19 protein-coding genes and 2 riboswitches are annotated in these 19206 nt (G+C 55.8%); of the genes, 4 read left to right on the forward strand and 15 right to left on the reverse strand.

Annotated elements, in window-relative coordinates:
• Window positions 1-256: 256 nt before the first annotated feature.
• Window positions 257-778 (forward strand): acyloxyacyl hydrolase, encoded by a 522-nt coding sequence (locus tag Q4544_RS05240; RefSeq protein WP_303504446.1) that lies wholly within the window; start codon window positions 257-259, stop codon window positions 776-778.
• Here Q4544_RS05240 and cobF read toward each other — a convergent pair.
• From cobF to cbiE, 7 genes are all read right to left on the reverse strand, one after another.
• Window positions 770-1537 (reverse strand): precorrin-6A synthase (deacetylating), encoded by a 768-nt coding sequence (cobF, locus tag Q4544_RS05245; protein WP_303504447.1) that lies wholly within the window; start codon window positions 1535-1537, stop codon window positions 770-772. The two genes, Q4544_RS05240 and cobF, sit on opposite strands and share 9 nt — an antisense overlap.
• Window positions 1538-1620: 83 nt before the next feature.
• A complete protein-coding gene (locus Q4544_RS05250; protein WP_303504448.1) occupies window positions 1621-2301 on the reverse strand; it encodes an energy-coupling factor ABC transporter permease in 681 nt (226 codons plus the stop codon).
• Window positions 2302-2363: 62 nt separating this feature from the next.
• Window positions 2364-2575, reverse strand: a riboswitch (cobalamin riboswitch).
• Between the two features lie 60 nt (window positions 2576-2635).
• On the reverse strand, window positions 2636-3358 hold the full coding sequence (cobA, locus tag Q4544_RS05255) for a uroporphyrinogen-III C-methyltransferase (protein ID WP_303504449.1): 723 nt from the start codon (window positions 3356-3358) through the stop codon (window positions 2636-2638).
• On the reverse strand, window positions 3355-4671 hold the full coding sequence (locus Q4544_RS05260; protein ID WP_303504450.1) for a cobyrinate a,c-diamide synthase: 1317 nt from the start codon (window positions 4669-4671) through the stop codon (window positions 3355-3357). The genes cobA and Q4544_RS05260 overlap by 4 nt, the downstream gene beginning before the upstream one ends.
• Window positions 4672-4673: 2 nt before the next feature.
• On the reverse strand, window positions 4674-5468 hold the full coding sequence (gene cobM / locus Q4544_RS05265) for a precorrin-4 C(11)-methyltransferase (RefSeq protein WP_303504451.1): 795 nt from the start codon (window positions 5466-5468) through the stop codon (window positions 4674-4676).
• A complete protein-coding gene (locus Q4544_RS05270) occupies window positions 5465-5824 on the reverse strand; it encodes a cobalamin biosynthesis protein (RefSeq protein WP_303504452.1) in 360 nt (119 codons plus the stop codon). The genes cobM and Q4544_RS05270 overlap by 4 nt, the downstream gene beginning before the upstream one ends.
• Window positions 5821-7014, reverse strand: a complete 1194-nt coding sequence (gene cbiE / locus Q4544_RS05275) for a precorrin-6y C5,15-methyltransferase (decarboxylating) subunit CbiE (RefSeq protein WP_303504453.1) — start codon at window positions 7012-7014, stop codon at window positions 5821-5823. The genes Q4544_RS05270 and cbiE overlap by 4 nt, the downstream gene beginning before the upstream one ends.
• On the opposite strand from cbiE, the gene Q4544_RS05280 reads away from it, so the two are divergent.
• Window positions 7013-7771, forward strand: a complete 759-nt coding sequence (locus Q4544_RS05280; RefSeq protein WP_303504454.1) for a cobalt-precorrin-6A reductase — start codon at window positions 7013-7015, stop codon at window positions 7769-7771. The two genes, cbiE and Q4544_RS05280, sit on opposite strands and share 2 nt — an antisense overlap.
• Here the strand turns inward: Q4544_RS05280 and cobJ are convergent.
• The 7 genes from cobJ to Q4544_RS05315 are packed head-to-tail and all read right to left on the reverse strand — an operon-like array spanning window position 7744 to window position 15697.
• Window positions 7744-8508 (reverse strand): precorrin-3B C(17)-methyltransferase, encoded by a 765-nt coding sequence (gene cobJ / locus Q4544_RS05285; protein WP_303504455.1) that lies wholly within the window; start codon window positions 8506-8508, stop codon window positions 7744-7746. The genes Q4544_RS05280 and cobJ overlap by 28 nt on opposite strands.
• Window positions 8505-9230, reverse strand: coding sequence for a precorrin-2 C(20)-methyltransferase (gene cobI / locus Q4544_RS05290; protein WP_303504456.1), 726 nt, complete (start codon window positions 9228-9230; stop codon window positions 8505-8507). The genes cobJ and cobI overlap by 4 nt, the downstream gene beginning before the upstream one ends.
• Window positions 9231-9232: 2 nt before the next feature.
• Entirely contained in the window at window positions 9233-9862 is a 630-nt protein-coding gene (locus Q4544_RS05295; RefSeq protein WP_303504457.1) for a precorrin-8X methylmutase, read from the reverse strand.
• A complete protein-coding gene (locus Q4544_RS05300; RefSeq protein ID WP_303504458.1) occupies window positions 9862-10992 on the reverse strand; it encodes a cobalamin biosynthesis protein CobG in 1131 nt (376 codons plus the stop codon). The genes Q4544_RS05295 and Q4544_RS05300 overlap by 1 nt, the downstream gene beginning before the upstream one ends.
• Window positions 10989-14264, reverse strand: a complete 3276-nt coding sequence (gene cobN / locus Q4544_RS05305) for a cobaltochelatase subunit CobN (RefSeq protein ID WP_303504459.1) — start codon at window positions 14262-14264, stop codon at window positions 10989-10991. Before cobN ends, Q4544_RS05300 begins: the two co-directional genes overlap by 4 nt.
• 3 nt (window positions 14265-14267) lie before the next feature.
• Window positions 14268-15305 carry a cobalamin biosynthesis protein CobW gene (gene cobW, locus Q4544_RS05310; RefSeq protein ID WP_303504460.1) on the reverse strand — a complete coding sequence of 346 codons (1038 nt, stop codon included), beginning with the start codon at window positions 15303-15305 and terminating at the stop codon, window positions 14268-14270.
• The gene (locus tag Q4544_RS05315; protein WP_303504461.1) at window positions 15302-15697 is read right to left on the reverse strand and encodes a DUF1636 domain-containing protein; all 396 of its coding nucleotides are present in this window, start codon (window positions 15695-15697) and stop codon (window positions 15302-15304) included. Before Q4544_RS05315 ends, cobW begins: the two co-directional genes overlap by 4 nt.
• Before the next feature lie 85 nt (window positions 15698-15782).
• Window positions 15783-15998: riboswitch (cobalamin riboswitch) on the reverse strand.
• A gap of 37 nt (window positions 15999-16035) precedes the next feature.
• Here Q4544_RS05315 and cobO point away from each other — a divergent pair.
• Window positions 16036-16653, forward strand: coding sequence for a cob(I)yrinic acid a,c-diamide adenosyltransferase (gene cobO / locus Q4544_RS05320; protein WP_303504462.1), 618 nt, complete (start codon window positions 16036-16038; stop codon window positions 16651-16653).
• On the opposite strand, the gene Q4544_RS05325 is transcribed toward cobO, so the two are convergent.
• Entirely contained in the window at window positions 16650-17561 is a 912-nt protein-coding gene (locus Q4544_RS05325; RefSeq protein WP_303504463.1) for a DUF4062 domain-containing protein, read from the reverse strand. The genes cobO and Q4544_RS05325 overlap by 4 nt on opposite strands.
• 185 nt (window positions 17562-17746) lie before the next feature.
• Between Q4544_RS05325 and Q4544_RS05330 the strand changes: the two genes are divergently transcribed.
• Window positions 17747-19195 (forward strand): cobyric acid synthase, encoded by a 1449-nt coding sequence (locus Q4544_RS05330; protein WP_303504464.1) that lies wholly within the window; start codon window positions 17747-17749, stop codon window positions 19193-19195.
• Window positions 19196-19206 lie beyond the last annotated feature (11 nt).

Genomic DNA, 19206 nt, shown 5'->3' on the forward strand with positions numbered 1-19206 from the left:
GCATCTTAAGGTGTGGGAGAGTAGGGCATCGCCAAACCTAATAAACGACTAAAGATCATATTCTCTCTACGATGATCTTTAAATTAATTCAAAAAAACCTATTAGAAGCCATTTCAAACAGCATGCTGTTTGCCCGGCGGGTTTAATAAGTGCATTTATGCACTCCATTCAAAATCCTTAACACACTGCACTAAACGATCTGGCTTTTATTGCCCAGTCAGCTAGATGTTACGTTGAGACTAGAAAGGGATTCCCCATGGCGGACGGTACATTTGCAGCACTGCTTTTGATTGGCGGGCTATTGGATATGAACGCAAACCACTGCGGAACAGCAGAGGGATGCTTGGGGCGGTCTGAAGTTGCGCCACGTATCGCCATTTCGGGTGGGGAAGTTCTTGAACGCCAAGCGTCAGTGGCTGGTGAACTTTATGTTCGCTACGACTTTGGTCACCACAACGGCCCATTTGGCCATGCGATCGGGTTTTCAGTTGGTGAGAACGGGGAGCTTTGGCTTGGGGCAGGGCAGACATGGAAAGTCGATTTCGGTCGCAGCCCGTTCTACACAGAGCTTCACGCTATGACGGGTCTGTATGAACCCAATGGCGGCTTTGATCTTGGCGGCCCCATCGAATTTCGCTCTGGTATCGAAGTTGGCTACGAGAACAAGGCAGGCTGGCGTTATTCGCTTAGCTATGATCATCGCTCGAACCTAGAAATCTACAGCCAGAACCCTGGTATTGAAACGGTTCAGGCGCGGGTCAGTATCCCGCTACGCTAAAGCTTTGCTTCCGCGTTTCAGTAGGTAAATATCCATCACCCAGCCATTTTGATCACGCGCCTTGGCGCGTGTTTCAATGATGTCGTCACAAACATCGGCCAAAGCACCTGCGCGCAAAATCTGCTGTGGCATGCCCACATAGGCGCCCCACCAAATCTGTGTGTCTTGATCCATCACATGTTGGAAGGAACATAAGCCATCCAACATGACGGCCACCGTATCAACGCCCACAGGCCAACCGTGGTCTCGTAATTGCCGCCCGGTTGTGATCATCACAGGCGCCCCCAGCGCATTCAATGGAATGGCATGGGCCGCAGTTAACATCTGTAGCGACGTGATCCCCGGAACCACCTCTACAGCGGCCTCTAGTCCATTCGCCAACAGACGATCCGCAATCCGCAACGTGCTGTCATATAGCGATGGATCGCCCCAGACCATTAGCGCCACATGCGCGTCAGGCCCTGCATGGTCTGCAATCAAGCGGCTCCAGATTTGGGCCAAAGCATCGTGCCAAACATTAACACCATCCAGATACTTCGGCGAATCTGCGTCTCGAATGGGGTAGTCAAACTCAACAACCTTGGGCGTGGTCTGTAAAACCTCGGCAACAATGCCGCGTCGCAAATCGGCCAATTCTGTTTTCTCATCGCCTTTACGCGGCAACAGGATCACATCAGCGGCTTCAAGTGTTTTGATCGCCTGCAATGTCAGATGATCTGGATTGCCAGAGCCAATACCCACGAGGGAAAGTTTGATCATGTCTAGCGCCTCCAGCGCAGGCAAAAGAAAAGGCGGCCCCCGTATGCACAGGGACCGCCTTTAATTCAAGGGACTGACAGCGATTAAGCCGCAGTTTTGTAAAGACGTTCAGTCACCAAACCAGAACCTTCGAGCTTACCCAATGTCTTGGCAATCGCCAACACGCCGAGATCAGCGATAGGTTCGATGATGATAACCAGCATGTAGGAGGCGCCGAAAGCAGCAACCGCTGCCAGTGTTTCAACACCAAAGCCTTGGCCGTAGAAAGCCCAGAAAGCCACCCATGCCACAACACCACCTTGATAGGCTGTCGAAAGCGCCAGCGCTTGACTGTACTTTAGGTCAACATACGCAGTGTTTGGCGCGATGATGCGCTTTGCCAACATGGAAACAGCATACAATGGAACCAGCAGTGTGGTTGTATTCATAAAGTATTGCGGCAGATCGGCTGGAGCAAAGAGCATACCTTGCAGTAGCAAACCAGCAGCCAAGCCCACAGCCGCAGGACCTGCGCCTAGGATCAAGAAAAGCGTTGAACCGAGGATGAAATGAACCTCAGACACGCCAACTGGGAATTTAGGAAAGACTTGAAAGAAAATGAAAGTAGCGATGGTTGCGACCAACGCGCGCGCGGCAAAGGCCATTACGCCGTTTTCACGAAAGCCGTCTGCAATAAGCTTGGTTGCATAAGTCGCTGCGCCTGCAGCAGTTACATAAGACAGCGCCAATTTTGCGCCAACAACGACACCAGGTTCGATGTGCATGGAATATCTCCTTGGTTGCTGCGCACTCCCGCACAGCATTATAAAAATACAGACCAAAATGGGTCCGCGCTCAACCTTTTGGCCGGTCTCCGGGCTTGCGCTTTCCCTGACATCACCTTCCCACATTTTCATGCAGTGGCTTGTCGATGTCAGGCATCGTCGCTTACCGTTGCGGGGGCAGCGTCGGACTTGCCTTAAAGATTAAGGCGTCACCGTCTTCCCGTTTCATTTTGACCCGACATAGGATCAAAACACCAAAAGCACCTGTATTTAGGGATACACATCGCGTGGGCGCAACGACAAAATCGCCGTTAGCCCTACCAATTGCGAACTCTTAGTCAGTCTCTGCCAACTCCCCGAACAAGATCAAACCAGGGGCCGATGAAATTTCGGTCTTTAGTTGATCTGCAAGGGCTTCCATGGTGGTCCGAGTCAGGGATTGATCCGGGTGGCTGACGTTCTCCGCCAGCAGAGCCGGGCAATCACGGCGCAGTCCGCTGGCAAACAATTTCTCGGCCAACTCGGGAAATGTCCGCTTTGGCATAAACAATACGGTCGTTGCGCCGGTGTCCGCTAAAGCCTTTAGGTTCAAATCACCGGGCAGGGCGCCCGCCACATCATGGCCGGTCACAAACTGCACACGGCGCGCCACCAAGCGCCGCGTCAACGGAATGCCCGCCGCAGCCGCGGCCGCACAGGCCGAAGTTACTCCAGGGATAATCTCGTATCCAATACCTGCGTCACGCAATGCGGTCAGTTCTTCTTCGAGCCGCCCGAAAATCCCGCTATCGCCGGATTTCAAGCGCACCACATGCGCGCCGCTTTTGGCATAATCGACCAACAGTTGGCTCACGTGATCCTGCTTGGGTGAGGGGCGGCCCGCGCGTTTTCCAACGCCCACTAAATCCGCATCTGCTTTCGCGTGCTCTAGGATCGGCCCCGCGCTCAGATCATCAAACAAAATCGCATCCGCTTTGCTCAAACGGTCAACGGCCTTAACGGTCAATAGCTCCGGATCACCCGGACCAGAGCTTACGAAACTGACGAACCCACTCATTTGGATGCCTCTGCGATCAGGTGAAAGAACGTCCCGGTGACGTTGCCGCGCACGGACCCAGTTTCAGGCACCGGATTACCGTCGGCATCGCCCACCTGCGCCAAAGGCGCATCAGGTTCTTCCAGAATTGTAGAATAGTGAAACTCATGGCCACGCAGGCGCTGGCCCGCGTCAAAGCCCAACATCGGCGCATTCAATGTCGCCTGACGATAGCCAAGGTGGAACTTGCGCTTTTCGTAGGATGTCACAAGCCCAAGCAACCCAAGCATTTCGTGTCGGTTACCCTCTTTGTCGATCAGCGCCTCGCCAAGAGCCATATAACCCCCGCATTCGCCATGCACCGGCTTAGTCTCTGCGTGTTTGCACACCGCCTCGCGGAACTTGCGCGCCGACGAAATAGCACCTGCGTGCAGCTCAGGGTATCCACCCGGCAACCAAACTAAATCTGCATCCGCTGCCGGAGCCTCATCCGCCAAGGGCGAAAACGGTGCAATCTCGGCACCAGCCGCGCGCCAGCCTTCAACCAAATGCGGATAGGTAAAGCTAAACGCTGCATCCTGCGCCATCGCGATCTTTTGTGCGGGTGGTTTTGGCAAATGACCCACATGCGCAGGCCCAGAACGCGCCGCAGCTTTGATGGCCTCTAAATCTACATTCTCGCGCAAAAACGCAGCATAACCGGTAATCGCAGCTTCCAGATCAGGATGCTCGCTGGCTTGGATCAAACCCAAATGCCGTTCAGGCAGAGCCAAATCACCACGACGTGGCAAGACACCCAGAACCTTAACACCGGCATGATCCATACCAAGCCTCGCCAAACGTTCATGGCGCGGGCTCGCGCAGCGATTCAAAATAACGCCCGCAAACGGCAGGTCCGGGTTATAGGCGCGAAAGCCCAACGCCGTCGCAGCCGCCGATTGCGCCTGACCACCCACATCGATCACCAAAACAACCGGCCAGCCCATTTTCAAAGCGGTCTCTGCCGATGATCCAAAACCGCTTTCGCCACGTGTCGCCACGCCGTCAAACAGGCCCATAGACCCTTCGGCCACAACAATATCGGCACCTTTGGCTTGTTCGGACACACCGCCAATCAAATTGCTTGGCATCGCCCAAGTATCTACGTTGAACGAGGGCCGCCCCGCAGCCGCACGGTGAAACGCTGGATCAATATAATCCGGCCCGGATTTAAACGGCTGAACCTTCAACCCATCTTCGGCCAGTGCACGCAGCAATCCCAACATTACGGTTGTCTTGCCAGTGCCCGAAGAGGGCGCGGAAATCAAAAGCCCCGGAGGCATCATATCAGTCATCTTTAGTCGTCTCCGTGCTGCCAGCTTGACCATTCGCTATCAGCAGATTGCGGACGGTAGCGGCGATCGTAATCGGTTGCATATAAACAGCTTTCCTCAAACCCTTCACCTGCCAAGGCTGGCCCAACAAGGATCAAAGCGGTGCGTGTCACGTGCTCTGGCACATCTGTTTTCAGTGTTGCCAATGTGGTGCGAATAATCTGCTGATCTGGCCAGCTCGCGCGATATACCACCGCGACTGGGCAATCCGCCCCATAATGCGGAGTCAGATCGGCTATCACCGCATCCACATTCCCAATCGACAAATGAATCGCCAAGGTCGCACCAGTTGCTGCGAAATTCGCGAGCGTTTCCCCCTCTGGCATCGTCGATGCGCGCCCAGGTGTTCGCGTCAAAACCACAGACTGCGCCAAACCGGGCAGGGTTAATTCCGTCCCCAAAGCTGCGGCTGCTGCCGCAAAGCTTGGAACACCCGGTGTCACAGACACGGGGATACCTTCGGCCTTTAACCGGCGAATTTGCTCGCCCATCGCGGACCAAACCGACAAGTCGCCGGAATGCAGCCGTGCCACGTCCTGTCCCGCTTCATGGGCGGTCATGCATTCGGTAATAATTGCGTCCAAATCCAACGCCGCCGTGTTCACCACTCGCGCACCTTCAGGGCAGTGCCCTAAAATCGCCTCTGGCACCAAAGACCCCGCGTATAAACACACAGGGCAGGCCGCGATCAGATCGCGTCCCCTTAGGGTAATCAAATCAGCCGCGCCCGGGCCTGCACCGATAAAGTGAACTGTCATCCGTCATTCCTTGCAAGCGCGCAGGTGGCCATCCGATCCTCAGAAATATGCCGCTTGGCCATCAAGCGCCCACTGGCACCCGCCGCCGCCAAAGCACAGGCCTCGGCCACGCTACCTGTGCCGCGTTTTTCCTGAACCTTCTCAGATTGCGTTGCCGTTTCAACGGCTTGCATGTCTTCTAAAGACACCACATGCACCGGCAATCCCAGCTTTCCGGCCAGTTGTTTAAAGCAAAGCGCACCGGCTTTGTCGTCTAGTACGGCAATCGCATCCGCATCGCCGCCCAAGCGAATGTAGGCATCCATTAGGCTTGCAACGGTGGCTTCTTCGCGAAATCCAAATCCGGCGATAATCATAGTGTGACGCTCCATTGCACAATTGGGTAGCTGGCTTTCCAGCCCCGTTTTCGCCCTAAGGGCTTGCTTTCGCTTAGTTCAACTCGCAGCAAATCTCCGCCCTTTTGGGCATGCCACTGCGCAAGCAATATCTCGGCTTCCAGCGTAACGCCATTGGCAATCAGTCGCGTGCCAATAGGTAATTTACGCCAGATCCAATCCAACATCTCTTGGCTGATCCCACCACCGATGAAAACCGCATCGGGCAGGGGCAATCCATCAAGTGCATCAGGCGCTGCACCGGTCACAACCTGTAAATCCACACCCAAAGACGCCGCATTCTGTGCAATTCGCGCGGCGCGTTCTGCGTTGATTTCAATCGCCGCGGCCTGCATCGTTGGATGCGCCAGTAGCCATTCCAAGCCAATCGACCCAGACCCGCCGCCAATATCCCACAGCAATTCACCCGCCTTTGGGGCCAAAGCCGAAAGCGTCAGCGCGCGCACAGGCCGCTTGGTGATCTGCCCATCATTGTCAAAAAACGCATCAGGCCGCCCGCTGGCCAAAGGCAACACAGCCCCATCGCCCGCAATTTCAAGGCCAACGCAAACCGGGTGCTGAATGTCACTCGGCACATCGCCCAAACCACAGGACCGAACCCGCTCACGCGGCCCACCCAGTGCCTCAAGCACATGCAAGTTTGATCCACCAAAGCCAGCGCCATCCAGCCACGCCGCCAATTCTCCAACCGCCGCACCATCGCGCACCGTTGCCAAAATCCGCGCACCTGGCGCCAAAACAGACCGCAATCGCGCAAAGGGTGCTGCGTGCAACCCAAAGCATGGCGTCTTTTCCAAGGCCCAGCCCAGCTTTGCCGCAGCCAGTGACATCGTGCCAACCGCAGGAAAGGCTCGCCATTCGCCAACATCCAAATCACGCACCAGAACCGACCCAGCCCCATGCCAAAACGGATCCCCAGAAGCCAACGCCACAACGCGCCGCCCACGGTAAGACATCAAAACCGGCAACCCATCAGCAAAAGGCACGGGCCATGTCACCAGCTCCGCATCCATATCGGGCAACAATTCCAAATGCCGCGCTGCGCCCATGATGATTTCTGCACCTTGCAATGCTTCTAGGCTTGCAGGCGATAGCCCATCCGGGCCATCTTCGCCCAATCCAACAATGGTTAACCACGGTAGCTCAGACATGGCGCAGCATCTCCTTATTCTTGGCGGCACAACCGAGGCCAGCGCCCTTGCGCAGACCGTGGCTGATCAAGGCATCCGTGCCACGTTTAGCTACGCAGGTCGCGTCGCCAATCCGCGCCAACAACCGGTGCCCACGCGAAATGGGGGCTTTGGCGGGGCAGAGGGCCTTGCGCGTTACATCCGCGACCATAACATCAGCCATGTCATTGATGCCACACACCCTTTTGCCGCACAGATGAGCTGGAACGCCTTTCATGCCTGCACCGAAACCGGCACGCCACTGACCGCCTTGACGCGTCCCGCGTGGCAAGCTGAACCGGGGGATAACTGGCAACACGTGCCCGACATAGACGCCGCTGTTGCTGCGTTGAACACACCGGCCGAACGTATCATGCTGGCCCTTGGCCGCATGCACCTCGAGGCTTTTGCTGCCCAACCACAACATCATTACGTTTTGCGTTTGGTCGATGCGCCCATCGAAACGCCGGGCTTGCCGCATCACACCGTGACCGTTGCGCGTGGCCCGTTCAAAACCGCCGACGACATCGCGCTGTTTAAAACCCATGCCATTGATCGGATCGTATGCAAAAACGCGGGTGGGCGAGGGGCCGAGGCCAAAATCCACGCCGCCCGCGCGCTTGGCCTGCCGATCTTGATGATCGACCGCCCAAACCTGCCGCAACGCACCGAATGCGCCACGCCGGATGCGGTTATGACGTGGCTCAACGCTCACCCAGCCACCGATCGTGGCGTATAAATCAACGGCGCACCGTCGCGTTCGATGATGCGTGTGGTCGAAGACCCCAGCAAAACAACCGTCCGCATATCAGCCATATCTTCCGTAACTTCGGTTAACGGCACGATCTTGATCGTCTGATCCGGGCGCGACACATTCCGCGCGAAAATCATCGGGCGATCATCGCCACAGGCCTCTTGCAAGGCCTTTACCGCTTTGCCAAATCCCTCGGGCCGCGATTTCGACCGCGGGTTATAAAACGCCATCGCGAAATCCGCCTCAGCCGCCAGTCGCAACCGCTTTTCGATCAAGTCCCAAGGTTTCATATTATCCGACAGGTTGATCGCACAGAAATCATGCCCCAGTGGCGCACCACAAGCCGCAGAGGCCGCAAGCATCGCTGTAATCCCCGGTAAAACCCGAATATCCAGATCGCGCCATGCCGCCTCGCCATGTTCAACCGCTTCTAAAACAGCCGCAGCCATCGCAAACACACCCGGATCGCCAGAGGATACAACGATCACCCGCTTGCCCTCGCTTGCCATCTGCAAGGCATGCTGGGAACGGTCAATCTCAACCCGGTTGTCTGATGGGTGCAGGGTCAAACCCTCACGCGCACCAACCCGTTCCACATAGGGGATATAGCCAACAATATCAGTTGCTTCTCCAATCGCGGCGGTCACCTCGGGCGTGATCAACGCCTCATCACCGGGACCAATGCCAACAATCGTCACCCATCCTGATCCAGCGGCCGTCATGGACGCCGCCCCTGACCATGCACCACGATGATAGAGAAATACGGCGTGACCTTTTCCGTCATCTCAGACAGCTTGCAGACCGTTTGCTTTTCCATCGTCGCAAATTGCACCAAATGCGCGGCATCATATTTGCCGCCAGCTTTCAGCGCCCGTACGACCTTATCGAAATTGGTTCCGATCTTCATGATCACCAAGGCGTCCGTGTCGCGGATATGTTTGGTCAACATCTCTTCGGAATGCGTGCCCATGACAACCGTCAGCACGTCATCACCCCAAGTGATCGGCGCGCCAGTCGCGGTCCAAGCCCCAGACATCCCAGTGATCGCAGGCACAACAACCGTCGGCACGTGGTCTTTCACACGGGTGTAGATATGCATGAATGAGCCGTAGAAAAACGGATCACCCTCACACAGCACAACCACATCTTCGCCCGATTGCGCGAGCGAGATCAGATGATCCGTCACCTCTGCATAAAAGGCCGATAGAATTTCATTGTAACGCGGGTCATCCAGCGGAATTTCCGTGGTCACCGGATATTCCATCGGGAATTCAATAACGCCCTCGGGCAACATCCCATTCACGATCTGCCGCGCTTGGCCCTTGCGACCTGCCTTGCGGAAAAACGCGACGTGTTTGGCGTTACGGATCAAACGATCCGATTTCACGCTCATCAAATCCTGATCGCCCGGGCCAAGGCCCACGCCATAAATCGTACCAGTCATGGTTATTCCTTCCGGCTGGCGATGGCGTTGATCGCCGCCACAGTCATAGCAGAGCCACCAAGGCGCCCCTCAACAATCATACAAGGCACCGGCTGATCCGCCCAAAGCGCATCTTTGCTTTCGCGCGCACCGATAAACCCAACAGGGCAGCCAATGATGGCTGCTGGGCGCGGGCAATCTGGGTCTTCAAGCATATTCAGCAGATGAAACAAGGCCGTTGGCGCATTGCCAATCGCAACAATCGCGCCACCCAAACGGTCGCGCCAATGTTCGAGCGCCGCAGCAGAACGGGTGTTGCCCATCTCTTTGGCCAGCTCGTAAATACCATCCGCGTGCAGGGTGCAGATCACCTCGTTATCCGCAGGCAGACGCGGGCGCGTCACACCTTCGGACACCATGCGTGCATCACAGAAAATCGGCGCACCGTTTTCCATCGCCGTCCGCGCAGCAGCCACCATGCCGGGCGAGAACTTAACGTGCTTCTCAAGCCCAATCATGCCTGCCGCATGGATCATGCGCACGGCGACTTGTTCTTCGTCTTTGTCAAACCGCGCCAGATCAGCTTCGCGCCGAATGGTGGCAAAGCTCTCATCATAGATGGCTTGGCCATTCTTTTCGTAGGTATATGGCATCAAAACTCTCCGATACGGTCGGTAATTTCTTTTGGGGTTAACCCCATTTCAACGGGCTCTTCCCACGGGGTGCCGTTACGAACAAGGTCAAATACCCCGTCACGGCCCACAAGGGTAATCTCTGCAGCGCGCGGTCTGGCGCATCCTTTGGAACAACCACTCAGATGAATGGACAATGGCGTTCTTCCGGCAAGCGATGCCGCAAGCGCGCGTGTTTCAACCGACGCGCTGCCACACAAAGGCGCACCCGGACAGGCATCAATGTTCAACAACGGATCATCAGCCCGCGTGACGAATGCGGTTTTGTTCACAGGCGCTGCGTCTTCGGTCAGGAATAGTCGCCAAGGCGTCACCCGCAGCGCATCGCACCCGCTGTTTTTGATCAGATCAGCCAGCTGTGCTGCCTCGATCTGCCCAAAGGCGGCACCGTAAACAGCGCCCAACGTATGAGCTCCGGCAGTCAATGGCTCACGTGCGGGCAGGGCGGCGTGTTGCCCCCATTCTGCTGGCAAAGGCGTTTCGGCAATATGCCGTTTCATCCGCTTCGTCGCTGCATCTTTGCTATCAGCAAACCACCGCGCCAAAGCAATCGCCTGATCCACAGCTGTATCAACAGATACCGCACGACCCAAAGCCGCTCCATCGGCGCGCACAATTAACCCATCCGCAGCGCGTTCGATCCGTATATCAGCAGAGCAGCCGCCCAATACTGGAGCCGCCCCGCAATCCACTGCAAAACCAAACTTTGCAGGCAAATCAGGCAATTCACCCAACTGCGCCAAAAGCTGTCGGGCCAACACATCCGTGTCATCCCCCGCAACCCAATCCGACGCGACCAAAACGTTCCGACGTGCTTCCAAATCAGGATCATCGGGCAGCAAACCCAACCCATTCAACGCCTCTAACAGCGCCTCGTGATCGCCCTCGGATACCCTGCGAATTTGCACATTCGCGCGGCTCGTTAGGTCCATCAACCCTGATCCAAACCGCATCGCCAAATCACACAGCCCAAGCGCCTGATCCCGCGAAAACCGTGCCATCACTGGCCGCACCCGCACAACCAGCCCATCGCCCGACATCATCGGTTGATAGGCCCCGGGGCACCATCCTTTGGCAGCAGGGCGCGTCACGTCAGCGTCTCCAGCTCTGCCATGATTGAATTGCGTCGCGTTTGCCACAGGCCAGCCGCATGCAATTCCGCAAACCGATCTCGCATCGCGGCCAAAGCCTGCGGGTTCGCTTCCTGCAAGAACGCAACCACAGCATCATCGCCCAAAGTCGCCTCGTGATAGGCATCAAACAACGCCGGATGCACCGCATCCGCCAAATGCGCAAAGGCAGCCATATGTTCCAAAGTGGCCGCAATCTCGGCCCCGCCACGGAACCCATGCCGCATCATGCCAGCCAGCCAATCTGCATTGGTCGCCCGCGCATGCACCACTCGCGCAACTTCTTCGTCCAATGCCCGCGCCCGTGGGCGCTCTGGGTTCGTGCTATCCAGATGATACAGCGCCGCCTGACCACCGGTCACGCCCTGCGCCGCCGCAAACCCAGCCTCATGCGCGGCGTAATCCTGCGCCAACAAAATGTCCGTCTCTGGCATGTCCTGCAAATGCACAAAGCTATCGGCTGCTTTCACCCGATCACGAATACCATCGCCATCCTGCCAAGGCTGATCCTTGTCCAATGCCCAAGATGATGCCGACAACCACGCCTCACCAGCCCGCGCACGACCTTCATCGCCGTAATCGGTCAAATGCCCCATACCCACGCCATAACTGCCCGGCGCTGGGCCATAGACGCGCGGTGCCGCAACAGCACCAACAAACGGGTTCCAATCAATCGCCTCATCGCGATCTGCTAAAGCCCGCACAGCCTGTGAAAACAGGGCCGACAGCGACGGGAATACATCGCGGAACAGACCAGACACCCGCAATGTCACATCAATCCGAGGCCGATCCAGCATCGCAATCGGTAGGATTTCCACCCCCGATACGCGCTCTGACCCTTCGTCCCACACCGGTTTCGCACCCAACAAATGCAGCGCCATGGCGAATTCCTCGCCAGCCGTCCGCATCGTGGCTGATCCCCATAGATCAACGATCAAGCCCTTGGGGTAATCGCCTTCGTCCTGCAAATGCCGCCGCACCAATTCCTCGGCCAGTTTCACACCCTGCGCATAGGCCGATCGTGTGGGAACAGACCGTGGGTCCGTGGTGAACAGGTTCCGCCCCGTCGGCAAAACATCCGTCCGCCCGCGATAGGGCGAGCCGGATGGCCCAGCCTCAATCCGTTGCCCAGCCAAGGCCCGCAGCAATCCTTTGCGTTCAGACACAGCCGAAGGTGCCGCGTCAAAGGCCTCTTGCCCAACAGGCGCACGCCCATAGACATGCAGCCCGTCGCCAAACTGGCTTTCTTTGATGTCACAGACAAAAGTATCAATCCGCGTGATCGCCTCGGCCAAAGACGTCGCAGCATCCATGCCCAATTGTTCTGACAATCCCAGCGCCTCGGCCTCGGATCGAATACCATCCTGCAGGCGATCCCGACGTTTCGGATCAAGCCCATCCGCATTAGAAAACTCATCCAGCAGGTTTTCCAAATACGCAAACTTCTGTGGCGCTTCGCTTTCCTTCAGCGGCGGCGGCACATGCCCCAAAGTCACCGCGCCAACACGGCGCTTTGCCTGTGCGGCCTCGCCGGGATCATTCACGATAAACGGATAGATCACCGGCAAATGCCCGGTCAAAACCTCGGGCCAACATTCGCCAGACAAAGCGACTGATTTCCCGGGCAACCATTCCAGCGTGCCATGTGCACCCACATGCACCAAAGCATGTGCGCCAAACTGCTGTCGTATCCATAGATAAAATGCCACATAAGAATGGCGCGGCGTGCGGGCGAGGTCGTGGTATTCGTCCTCGCGCACGTCTTCTGACCCACGTTCAGGCTGCAAGGCAACCACAACATTGCCACGTTCAATCGCAGAAAACTCAAACGCCCCATCAACGACCAAGCCATCCTGCAAAGGATCACCCCATACCGTCGCCAAATCATCGCGCAACGCTTGGGGCAGGGATGCCAATGCCGTCTGATAGTCCGCAACAGACCAACGCACACGCGCATTGCCCAAAACCTCGGCCAAAGGCGCGCCACCATCTACGGCAAACCCATCGCTGCGCAGGTCATCCAATATTGCCTCGGCACTCGCCAAAGCATCCAGCCCAACCGCATGGGCCATATTCCAATCGGCCCCCGGATAAGTCGACAGCACACAGGCCACGCGCTTTTCAGCCGCAGGCACCGCAGCCAGATCAACCCATTTGGAAACCTTATCGACCACTGCCGCAACACGGTCCGCAACCGCACGATGCCCAAACCGAGAATATTCAAGCTGGGCGTCTTTCTTGCCGGGTTCCTTAAAACTGGTCACACCCGCGAACAGTCGACCATCCACCTCTGGCAACACAACATGCATCGCCAAATCAGCAGGGGCCAAGCCACGCTCTGCCTCTTCCCACGCCTTCCGGCGCGAGGTCGCCAAAGCCACCTGAAACACAGGCGCATCCGTCGCATCCAATGGCGAAACACCATCCGCACCTTTGCCAGAAAACGCCGTAGCATTCACAACCGCGCTGGGCTGCAACTCGCGTAATGTCTGTGCAATCCACGCTGCCGCCTCGGGCTGTTTTAAGGTCGGGGCAAACATGCCCAACACTTGATAGCCTCGGCTTTCAAACTGCGCGGCCATCGCCTCTATCGGTGCTAAATCCGCAGAGCTTAGATAGGATCGGTAAAACGTCAGCACGACCAATGGCTTATCGCCTTGCCGCTCTGCTGCGCAAATTCCATCGGCTAACGACCACGCACCAAACATCGGCAACGCTTTATTGCCCACAACAGGCTTCGCATACAGCCCAGCCGCCAAAGCCAACTGCGCCAATGCCGCCTGCGCTGCTACAGCGCCGCCCGTGTCACACAAATGGGCCAACCGAGCCAAGGTTGATTTCGGCAGAGTCGAAACCTCATCCAACCGCGTGTCTGGTCGCCCATCCGCAGGCAGCACAGCCAAAGCCACGCCCTTGCGGCGCGCCAAATCCTGCAACTGTTGAATGCCATAAGACCAATAGGGAATACCGCCGATCAACCGCACAAGGATCGCCTTTGCGCCCTCTAGCGTTTGCTCCACATAGGTATCCACCGAAAGCGGGTGTTTCAAAGCGGCCAGGTTCGCCAGCCGCAAAGAGGGCAGATCCCCATCCGCCCGATGCCATCCCGCCGCAAAAGCCCCAAGGTCACTGTCGGAAAACGACAATACCACCAAATCCGCCGGGCTTTGACCCAGGTCCATTGGGGTATCAGATTCCTCTAACCCGTGGCTTTCACGAAAGACGACATGCATGGCTTAATCTACCAAGACCTTACGGATCGCATCTGCGTTAATATCGTCGTGTTCTGCAATCACAACGACACGCCCCTTGCGGCCTTCTTCGGCTGTCCAAGGACGATCAAACTGATGCCGCACCCGCGCGCCAACCGCCTGAACCAGCAAACGCATTGGTTTGCCTTCAACGGCCGCATAACCTTTGACCCGTAGAATGTTCTGCTCTTTCGCCAAACGCTCAATCCGTTCAGCGAAAGAGACCGCATCCACCTGTTCCGGCAGATCAATCACAACGCTTTCAAAATCGTCATGCTCGTGATCGTGGTGCCCATCGTGATGGCTAGGACGCGCATCCATGTCATCCTCAGCCGCAGCATTCAGACCCAGAATAACGCGCGGGTCCACAACACCTTCAGCCACTTCGACCACAGGGATCGGACGTGGAGATTCCGCCGCAATCACCTCTTTCGCCTTTGTAACACCTTCTGGCCCAGCCAAATCGGGTTTGGTCAGCAAAATAATGTCGGCACAAGAAATCTGATCCTCAAACACCTCAGACAAAGGCGTTTCGTGGTCAATGCTGTCATCCGCCTCGCGCTGGGCATCCACCCGCGCCACATCCGTCGCAAACCGTCCAGCCGCCACAGCCTCGGCATCCGCCAAAGCAATCACGCCATCCACAGTGATCTTGCTGCGAATATCCGGCCAATCAAACGCCTTCAGCAAGGGTTTCGGCAACGCCAAACCAGAGGTCTCAATGATGATATGCTCCGGGCGCGGCTCCAAAGCCATCAACGCCTCGATTGTCGGAATGAAATCATCCGCAACCGTGCAGCAAATGCAGCCGTTTGACAGCTCCATAATATTCTCAGCTGGGCAATCCGGGATCGCGCAAGATTTCAAAATCTCGCCATCCACACCCACATCACCAAATTCATTCACCACAACGGCCAAACGCTTGCCTTGCGGGTTCTGCATCAGATTGCGCACCAATGTCGTTTTCCCAGCCCCCAGAAAGCCGGTAATCACAGTGACGGGAAGTTTTTCAAGAGTACTCATTCGGGGATCTCCAGCGGCGGAATGCGCGCGATACAGTTTTTACGGAAATGGGTGGAGCGCTCACGCCAAGGCACAAGCCCATCTGACGTGGTCGCATATTTGACGATACCGTCATGCACAAGTTCGGCGTCATCCGCGCCGGTGAAATTGCCATAGACATAGGTCCAACGTGCGCCACCACCACGCACCGCCACAGAACAACCACTGTCGCAATTGCTCAGGCACTCAACCGATTTCACGGTCACATGCGCGGGCCAATCGCGCTCTAACAACGCGGCGGCCAATTGCGCACCTGGGCGCGGCCCCTCAACATCGGTGGGCTGTCCCGCGCGGCAGGTCGCACAAACCAACAGCTCAACAGGGGCCAAGTCTGGCGAAAAATCTTCAGGCAAATTGTCTCTCCAAATCGTAGGAGGACAAGGGCGATAGGGCGGGGACGTTCAATACGTTTTCCCGACACCGGAACACCCCGTCCGGTTTCATGTCATCTACGCTGGCAGGTCTCCCGGCTTGCGGATGTCAGAACGGCGTTCTGTCGGTCACCCTACCTTCCCGGCACATGGGCCAGTGGCGTATCGGATGACCTCTCCGGTCACGGTCGCGGGGGCGGCTGCGCTTAGGATTTTCATCAAATCCTGTCGCATTCCCTTTTCACCTGTATTACCAACAGGAACCAACTCGTTGGGAATGCGCGATAGGGCGTAGTGAGTCAAGAACAGAGGAACACACTGTGAGCGATAACACCGATCAAAACGCCCGCCACGCTGAGAAAATGAAGAAAATCAAAGCTGCGCGTGATCGCCTGATGGCCACCAAGACCGAAGAAAAAGGTCTGATCATGGTCCACACCGGTCCGGGCAAAGGCAAAAGCTCTTCTGGATTCGGCATGATCATGCGCTCTATCTCACACGGCATGCCCTGCGCTGTGGTCCAATTCATCAAAGGGGCGATGGCCACTGGCGAACGTGATTTTCTAGAAACGCACTTCCCAGAGGAATGCAAATTCTTCGTCTCTGGCGAAGGCTTCACCTGGGAAACCCAAGACCGCGAACGCGACATCGCCAAAGCCGAAGCAGGCTGGGAAAAAGCCAAAGAACTGATCCGCGACGAGGCAAACCGCTTTGTGCTGCTCGACGAAATCAACATCGCCCTGCGCAATGATTACCTAAATATCGACGATGTGGTGGAGTTCCTATTGGAAGAAAAACCCGCCATGACCCACGTGTGTCTGACTGGCCGAAATGCCAAACCCGAGCTGATCGAAGCCGCCGATTTGGTCACAGAAATGACGCTGGTGAAACATCCGTTCCGCGATGGTATTAAGGCTCAAAAGGGTGTGGAGTATTAGCGTGATAGAACTTCAAGCATAGGTAAACTTCGAACGAATTTATTCAATGCAGGGCCGTTAACATAGTCGCCCTCGTCGTCAGCATTTAATAGACCATCCATATGCATAGCATACAGAACTGCGGCCAAATCAGTGTCCCTGAAGTTGGTCTTATCGGCCAATTCAGTGATCATTGAAGTATTTAAATAGTCGTAGTCGACGAAGAAAATAGAGAGCTCGTTTGTAAGTTTGACCAAGTCTAAGTCGGTATCTGTTGCTTCTAACTTGTCAAAAACCTTTGATGTCATTGTAAGGCCAGCTTGAAGTAATGTCCTTGATGTCGAGCTGTCGTTCTGAGCGCCGTTGGTAGATGAAAGTAATTCTTTTAACTTGTAATTTTCGAGTTCGATTTCACTGTCCGCTCGATTGGCTTGCACCCATCCTACAGTTGGTCTGGTTTTTATCAAATTCCGAAGCCCATGATCGACGGCATTACCGAGTTCCAGCTCGTTCTGCCAGAACTTAACCATTCTTCGGTCGCTGAGCTTTGCTCTGAATTTATCTAAAGCAGTTCTCCCTGCATCTGTCTTCTCAATAAACTCCCCTTTCAGCTCATTGAACGGATCCTTATGCAGCAACCGAATGATCGGCTTCCCAATTTCCACCGCATAATCATATTCCATCTCGGTATAGCTTAACCCGGTTTCAGGATGGATCGACCCATAGCGCCCCGCCGAAATAAGGATGTAATAATCTGACTGATCAATGATCGTCTTGATGAATTCAAACTGCTCCTCATCTGCTGCCGGAAACAATTCCATCCCTGCCGGAAAACAATCTGCTCGCAGTAGCGCCTGTGAAACTTCTTGCCGTGCATTTTGCAAATCCTGAAACGTGGACGAAATGAAAACCTGATATCGCTTTTCCATGAACAGCCTAAAATTGAATTCCTAAAATCAGGTTAAGGGTGCGGGGAATGTTGGGGAACGTCAACCAACCACATCCCAAAATCTTGCCAAGTTTCCTTTTGGAAAATTTAAGTATCTAAAATTTTTCAATTGTACGTTTCGGCCCGTGAACCTTACAAAACGTACGACTCATAGGAACGCAACACATGACCAAAGCCATCATGATCCAGGGCACCGGCAGTAACGTCGGGAAATCCATGTTGGTGGCTGGTCTGTGCCGCGCAGCACTGCGTCGGGGCCTGTCCGTTGCCCCCTTCAAACCGCAAAATATGTCGAATAATGCGGCGGTTACGGCGGATGGCGGCGAAATCGGACGGGCGCAGGCCTTGCAAGCAATGGCCTGCAAAGTGCCGCTTACGGTCCATATGAATCCCGTGTTGCTAAAGCCCGAATCCGATGTCGGATCGCAGGTCGTGGTACAGGGTAAACGTTTCGCAACCGTAAAGGCCCGCGAATACGCAACGCTCAAACCGCAGCTGATGGAGCGTGTCCTCGAAAGCTTCAACCTTCTGAAATCAAACCATGATTTGGTGATTGTTGAAGGCGCGGGCAGCCCAGCAGAGGTCAACCTCCGCCCCGGCGACATCGCCAACATGGGCTTTGCACAGGCGGCGGATGTTCCCGTTATCCTCGCCGGCGACATCGACCGCGGCGGCGTCATTGCGCAAATCGTCGGCACCCAAAACGTAATAGATCAAGCTGACGCAGATCAAATCAAAGGCTTTCTAATCAATAAATTCCGTGGCGATCCATCGCTCTTTGACGACGGTTACGCCTTCATCGAACAACGAACAAATTGGCAAGGTTTCGGCGTTTTACCTTATTTCCCAGAGGCTTGGCGCTTGCCCGCCGAAGACGCACTAGACCTTGGCGGCTCAATTTCCAAGGGCGACATCCACATCGTATGTCTCGGCCTGTCCCGCATCGCCAACTTCGACGACCTCGATCCGCTCACCCAAGAACCCAACGTCCGCGTCACCATGCTCCGCGCCGGTCAACCCATCCCCGGCGACGCAACTCTTGTCATCATCCCCGGCAGCAAATCCACACGCGGAGACCTCGCATTTTTGCGCGACCAAGGTTGGGAAATTGACCTTGCAGCGCACGTACGTAGGGGAGGGCATGTTCTTGGAATTTGTGGGGGTTATCAAATGCTTGGGGGAAGTATCATTGACCCTGAAGGCATAGAAGGTCCTGCCGGAAATACCGTAGGATTGGCACTGTTAAACGTCACGACAGAAATGACACCCGTCAAGAAATTGACTGAAACACAAGCCGTTCACACCGCCTCTGACCTGCCATTCAATGGTTACGAAATTCACATCGGCCGCACCCAAGGCCCCGATTGCGATCGCCCCTTTGCCCAGATCGAAACTCGCCCCGAAGGCGCAACCAGCGCCGATGGACGCATCCAAGGCAGCTACCTGCACGGCATGTTCCAAGACGACACATTCCGCACGGCTTTCCTTGCCTCCCTTGGCGGAAATGGACAATCGACAAACTACAACGAGTCCGTCGAAGCCACGCTTGATGCCTTGGCTGACCATATGGAAATCCATCTAGACATCGACGCGATATTAGCAGCGGCAAACTAACCAACGGATTT

Origin of the sequence: Cognatishimia sp. 1_MG-2023, from assembly GCF_030548175.1 — a bacterium.
GTDB lineage: Bacteria > Pseudomonadota > Alphaproteobacteria > Rhodobacterales > Rhodobacteraceae > Cognatishimia.

Bases quoted from the DNA above. Each gene is read 5' to 3' on its own strand.
- Q4544_RS05270 (WP_303504452.1), bottom strand. From the start codon at position 5,824: ATGATTATCGCCGGATTTGGATTTCGCGAAGAAGCCACCGTTGCAAGC.
- cobM (WP_303504451.1), bottom strand. From the start codon at position 5,468: ATGACAGTTCACTTTATCGGTGCAGGCCCGGGCGCGGCTGATTTGATT.
- cobI (WP_303504456.1), bottom strand. From the start codon at position 9,230: ATGACTGGTACGATTTATGGCGTGGGCCTTGGCCCGGGCGATCAGGAT.
- cobW (WP_303504460.1), bottom strand. From the start codon at position 15,305: ATGAGTACTCTTGAAAAACTTCCCGTCACTGTGATTACCGGCTTTCTG.
- Q4544_RS05295 (WP_303504457.1), bottom strand. From the start codon at position 9,862: ATGCCATATACCTACGAAAAGAATGGCCAAGCCATCTATGATGAGAGC.
- Q4544_RS05330 (WP_303504464.1), top strand. From the start codon at position 17,747: ATGACCAAAGCCATCATGATCCAGGGCACCGGCAGTAACGTCGGGAAA.
- Q4544_RS05280 (WP_303504454.1), top strand. From the start codon at position 7,013: ATGGCGCAGCATCTCCTTATTCTTGGCGGCACAACCGAGGCCAGCGCC.
- cobA (WP_303504449.1), bottom strand. From the start codon at position 3,358: ATGAGTGGGTTCGTCAGTTTCGTAAGCTCTGGTCCGGGTGATCCGGAG.
- cobN (WP_303504459.1), bottom strand. From the start codon at position 14,264: ATGCATGTCGTCTTTCGTGAAAGCCACGGGTTAGAGGAATCTGATACC.
- cobJ (WP_303504455.1), bottom strand. From the start codon at position 8,508: ATGACGGCCGCTGGATCAGGATGGGTGACGATTGTTGGCATTGGTCCC.
- cbiE (WP_303504453.1), bottom strand. From the start codon at position 7,014: ATGTCTGAGCTACCGTGGTTAACCATTGTTGGATTGGGCGAAGATGGC.
- cobF (WP_303504447.1), bottom strand. From the start codon at position 1,537: ATGATCAAACTTTCCCTCGTGGGTATTGGCTCTGGCAATCCAGATCAT.
- Q4544_RS05260 (WP_303504450.1), bottom strand. From the start codon at position 4,671: ATGACTGATATGATGCCTCCGGGGCTTTTGATTTCCGCGCCCTCTTCG.
- Q4544_RS05325 (WP_303504463.1), bottom strand. From the start codon at position 17,561: ATGGAAAAGCGATATCAGGTTTTCATTTCGTCCACGTTTCAGGATTTG.
- Q4544_RS05240 (WP_303504446.1), top strand. From the start codon at position 257: ATGGCGGACGGTACATTTGCAGCACTGCTTTTGATTGGCGGGCTATTG.
- Q4544_RS05250 (WP_303504448.1), bottom strand. From the start codon at position 2,301: ATGCACATCGAACCTGGTGTCGTTGTTGGCGCAAAATTGGCGCTGTCT.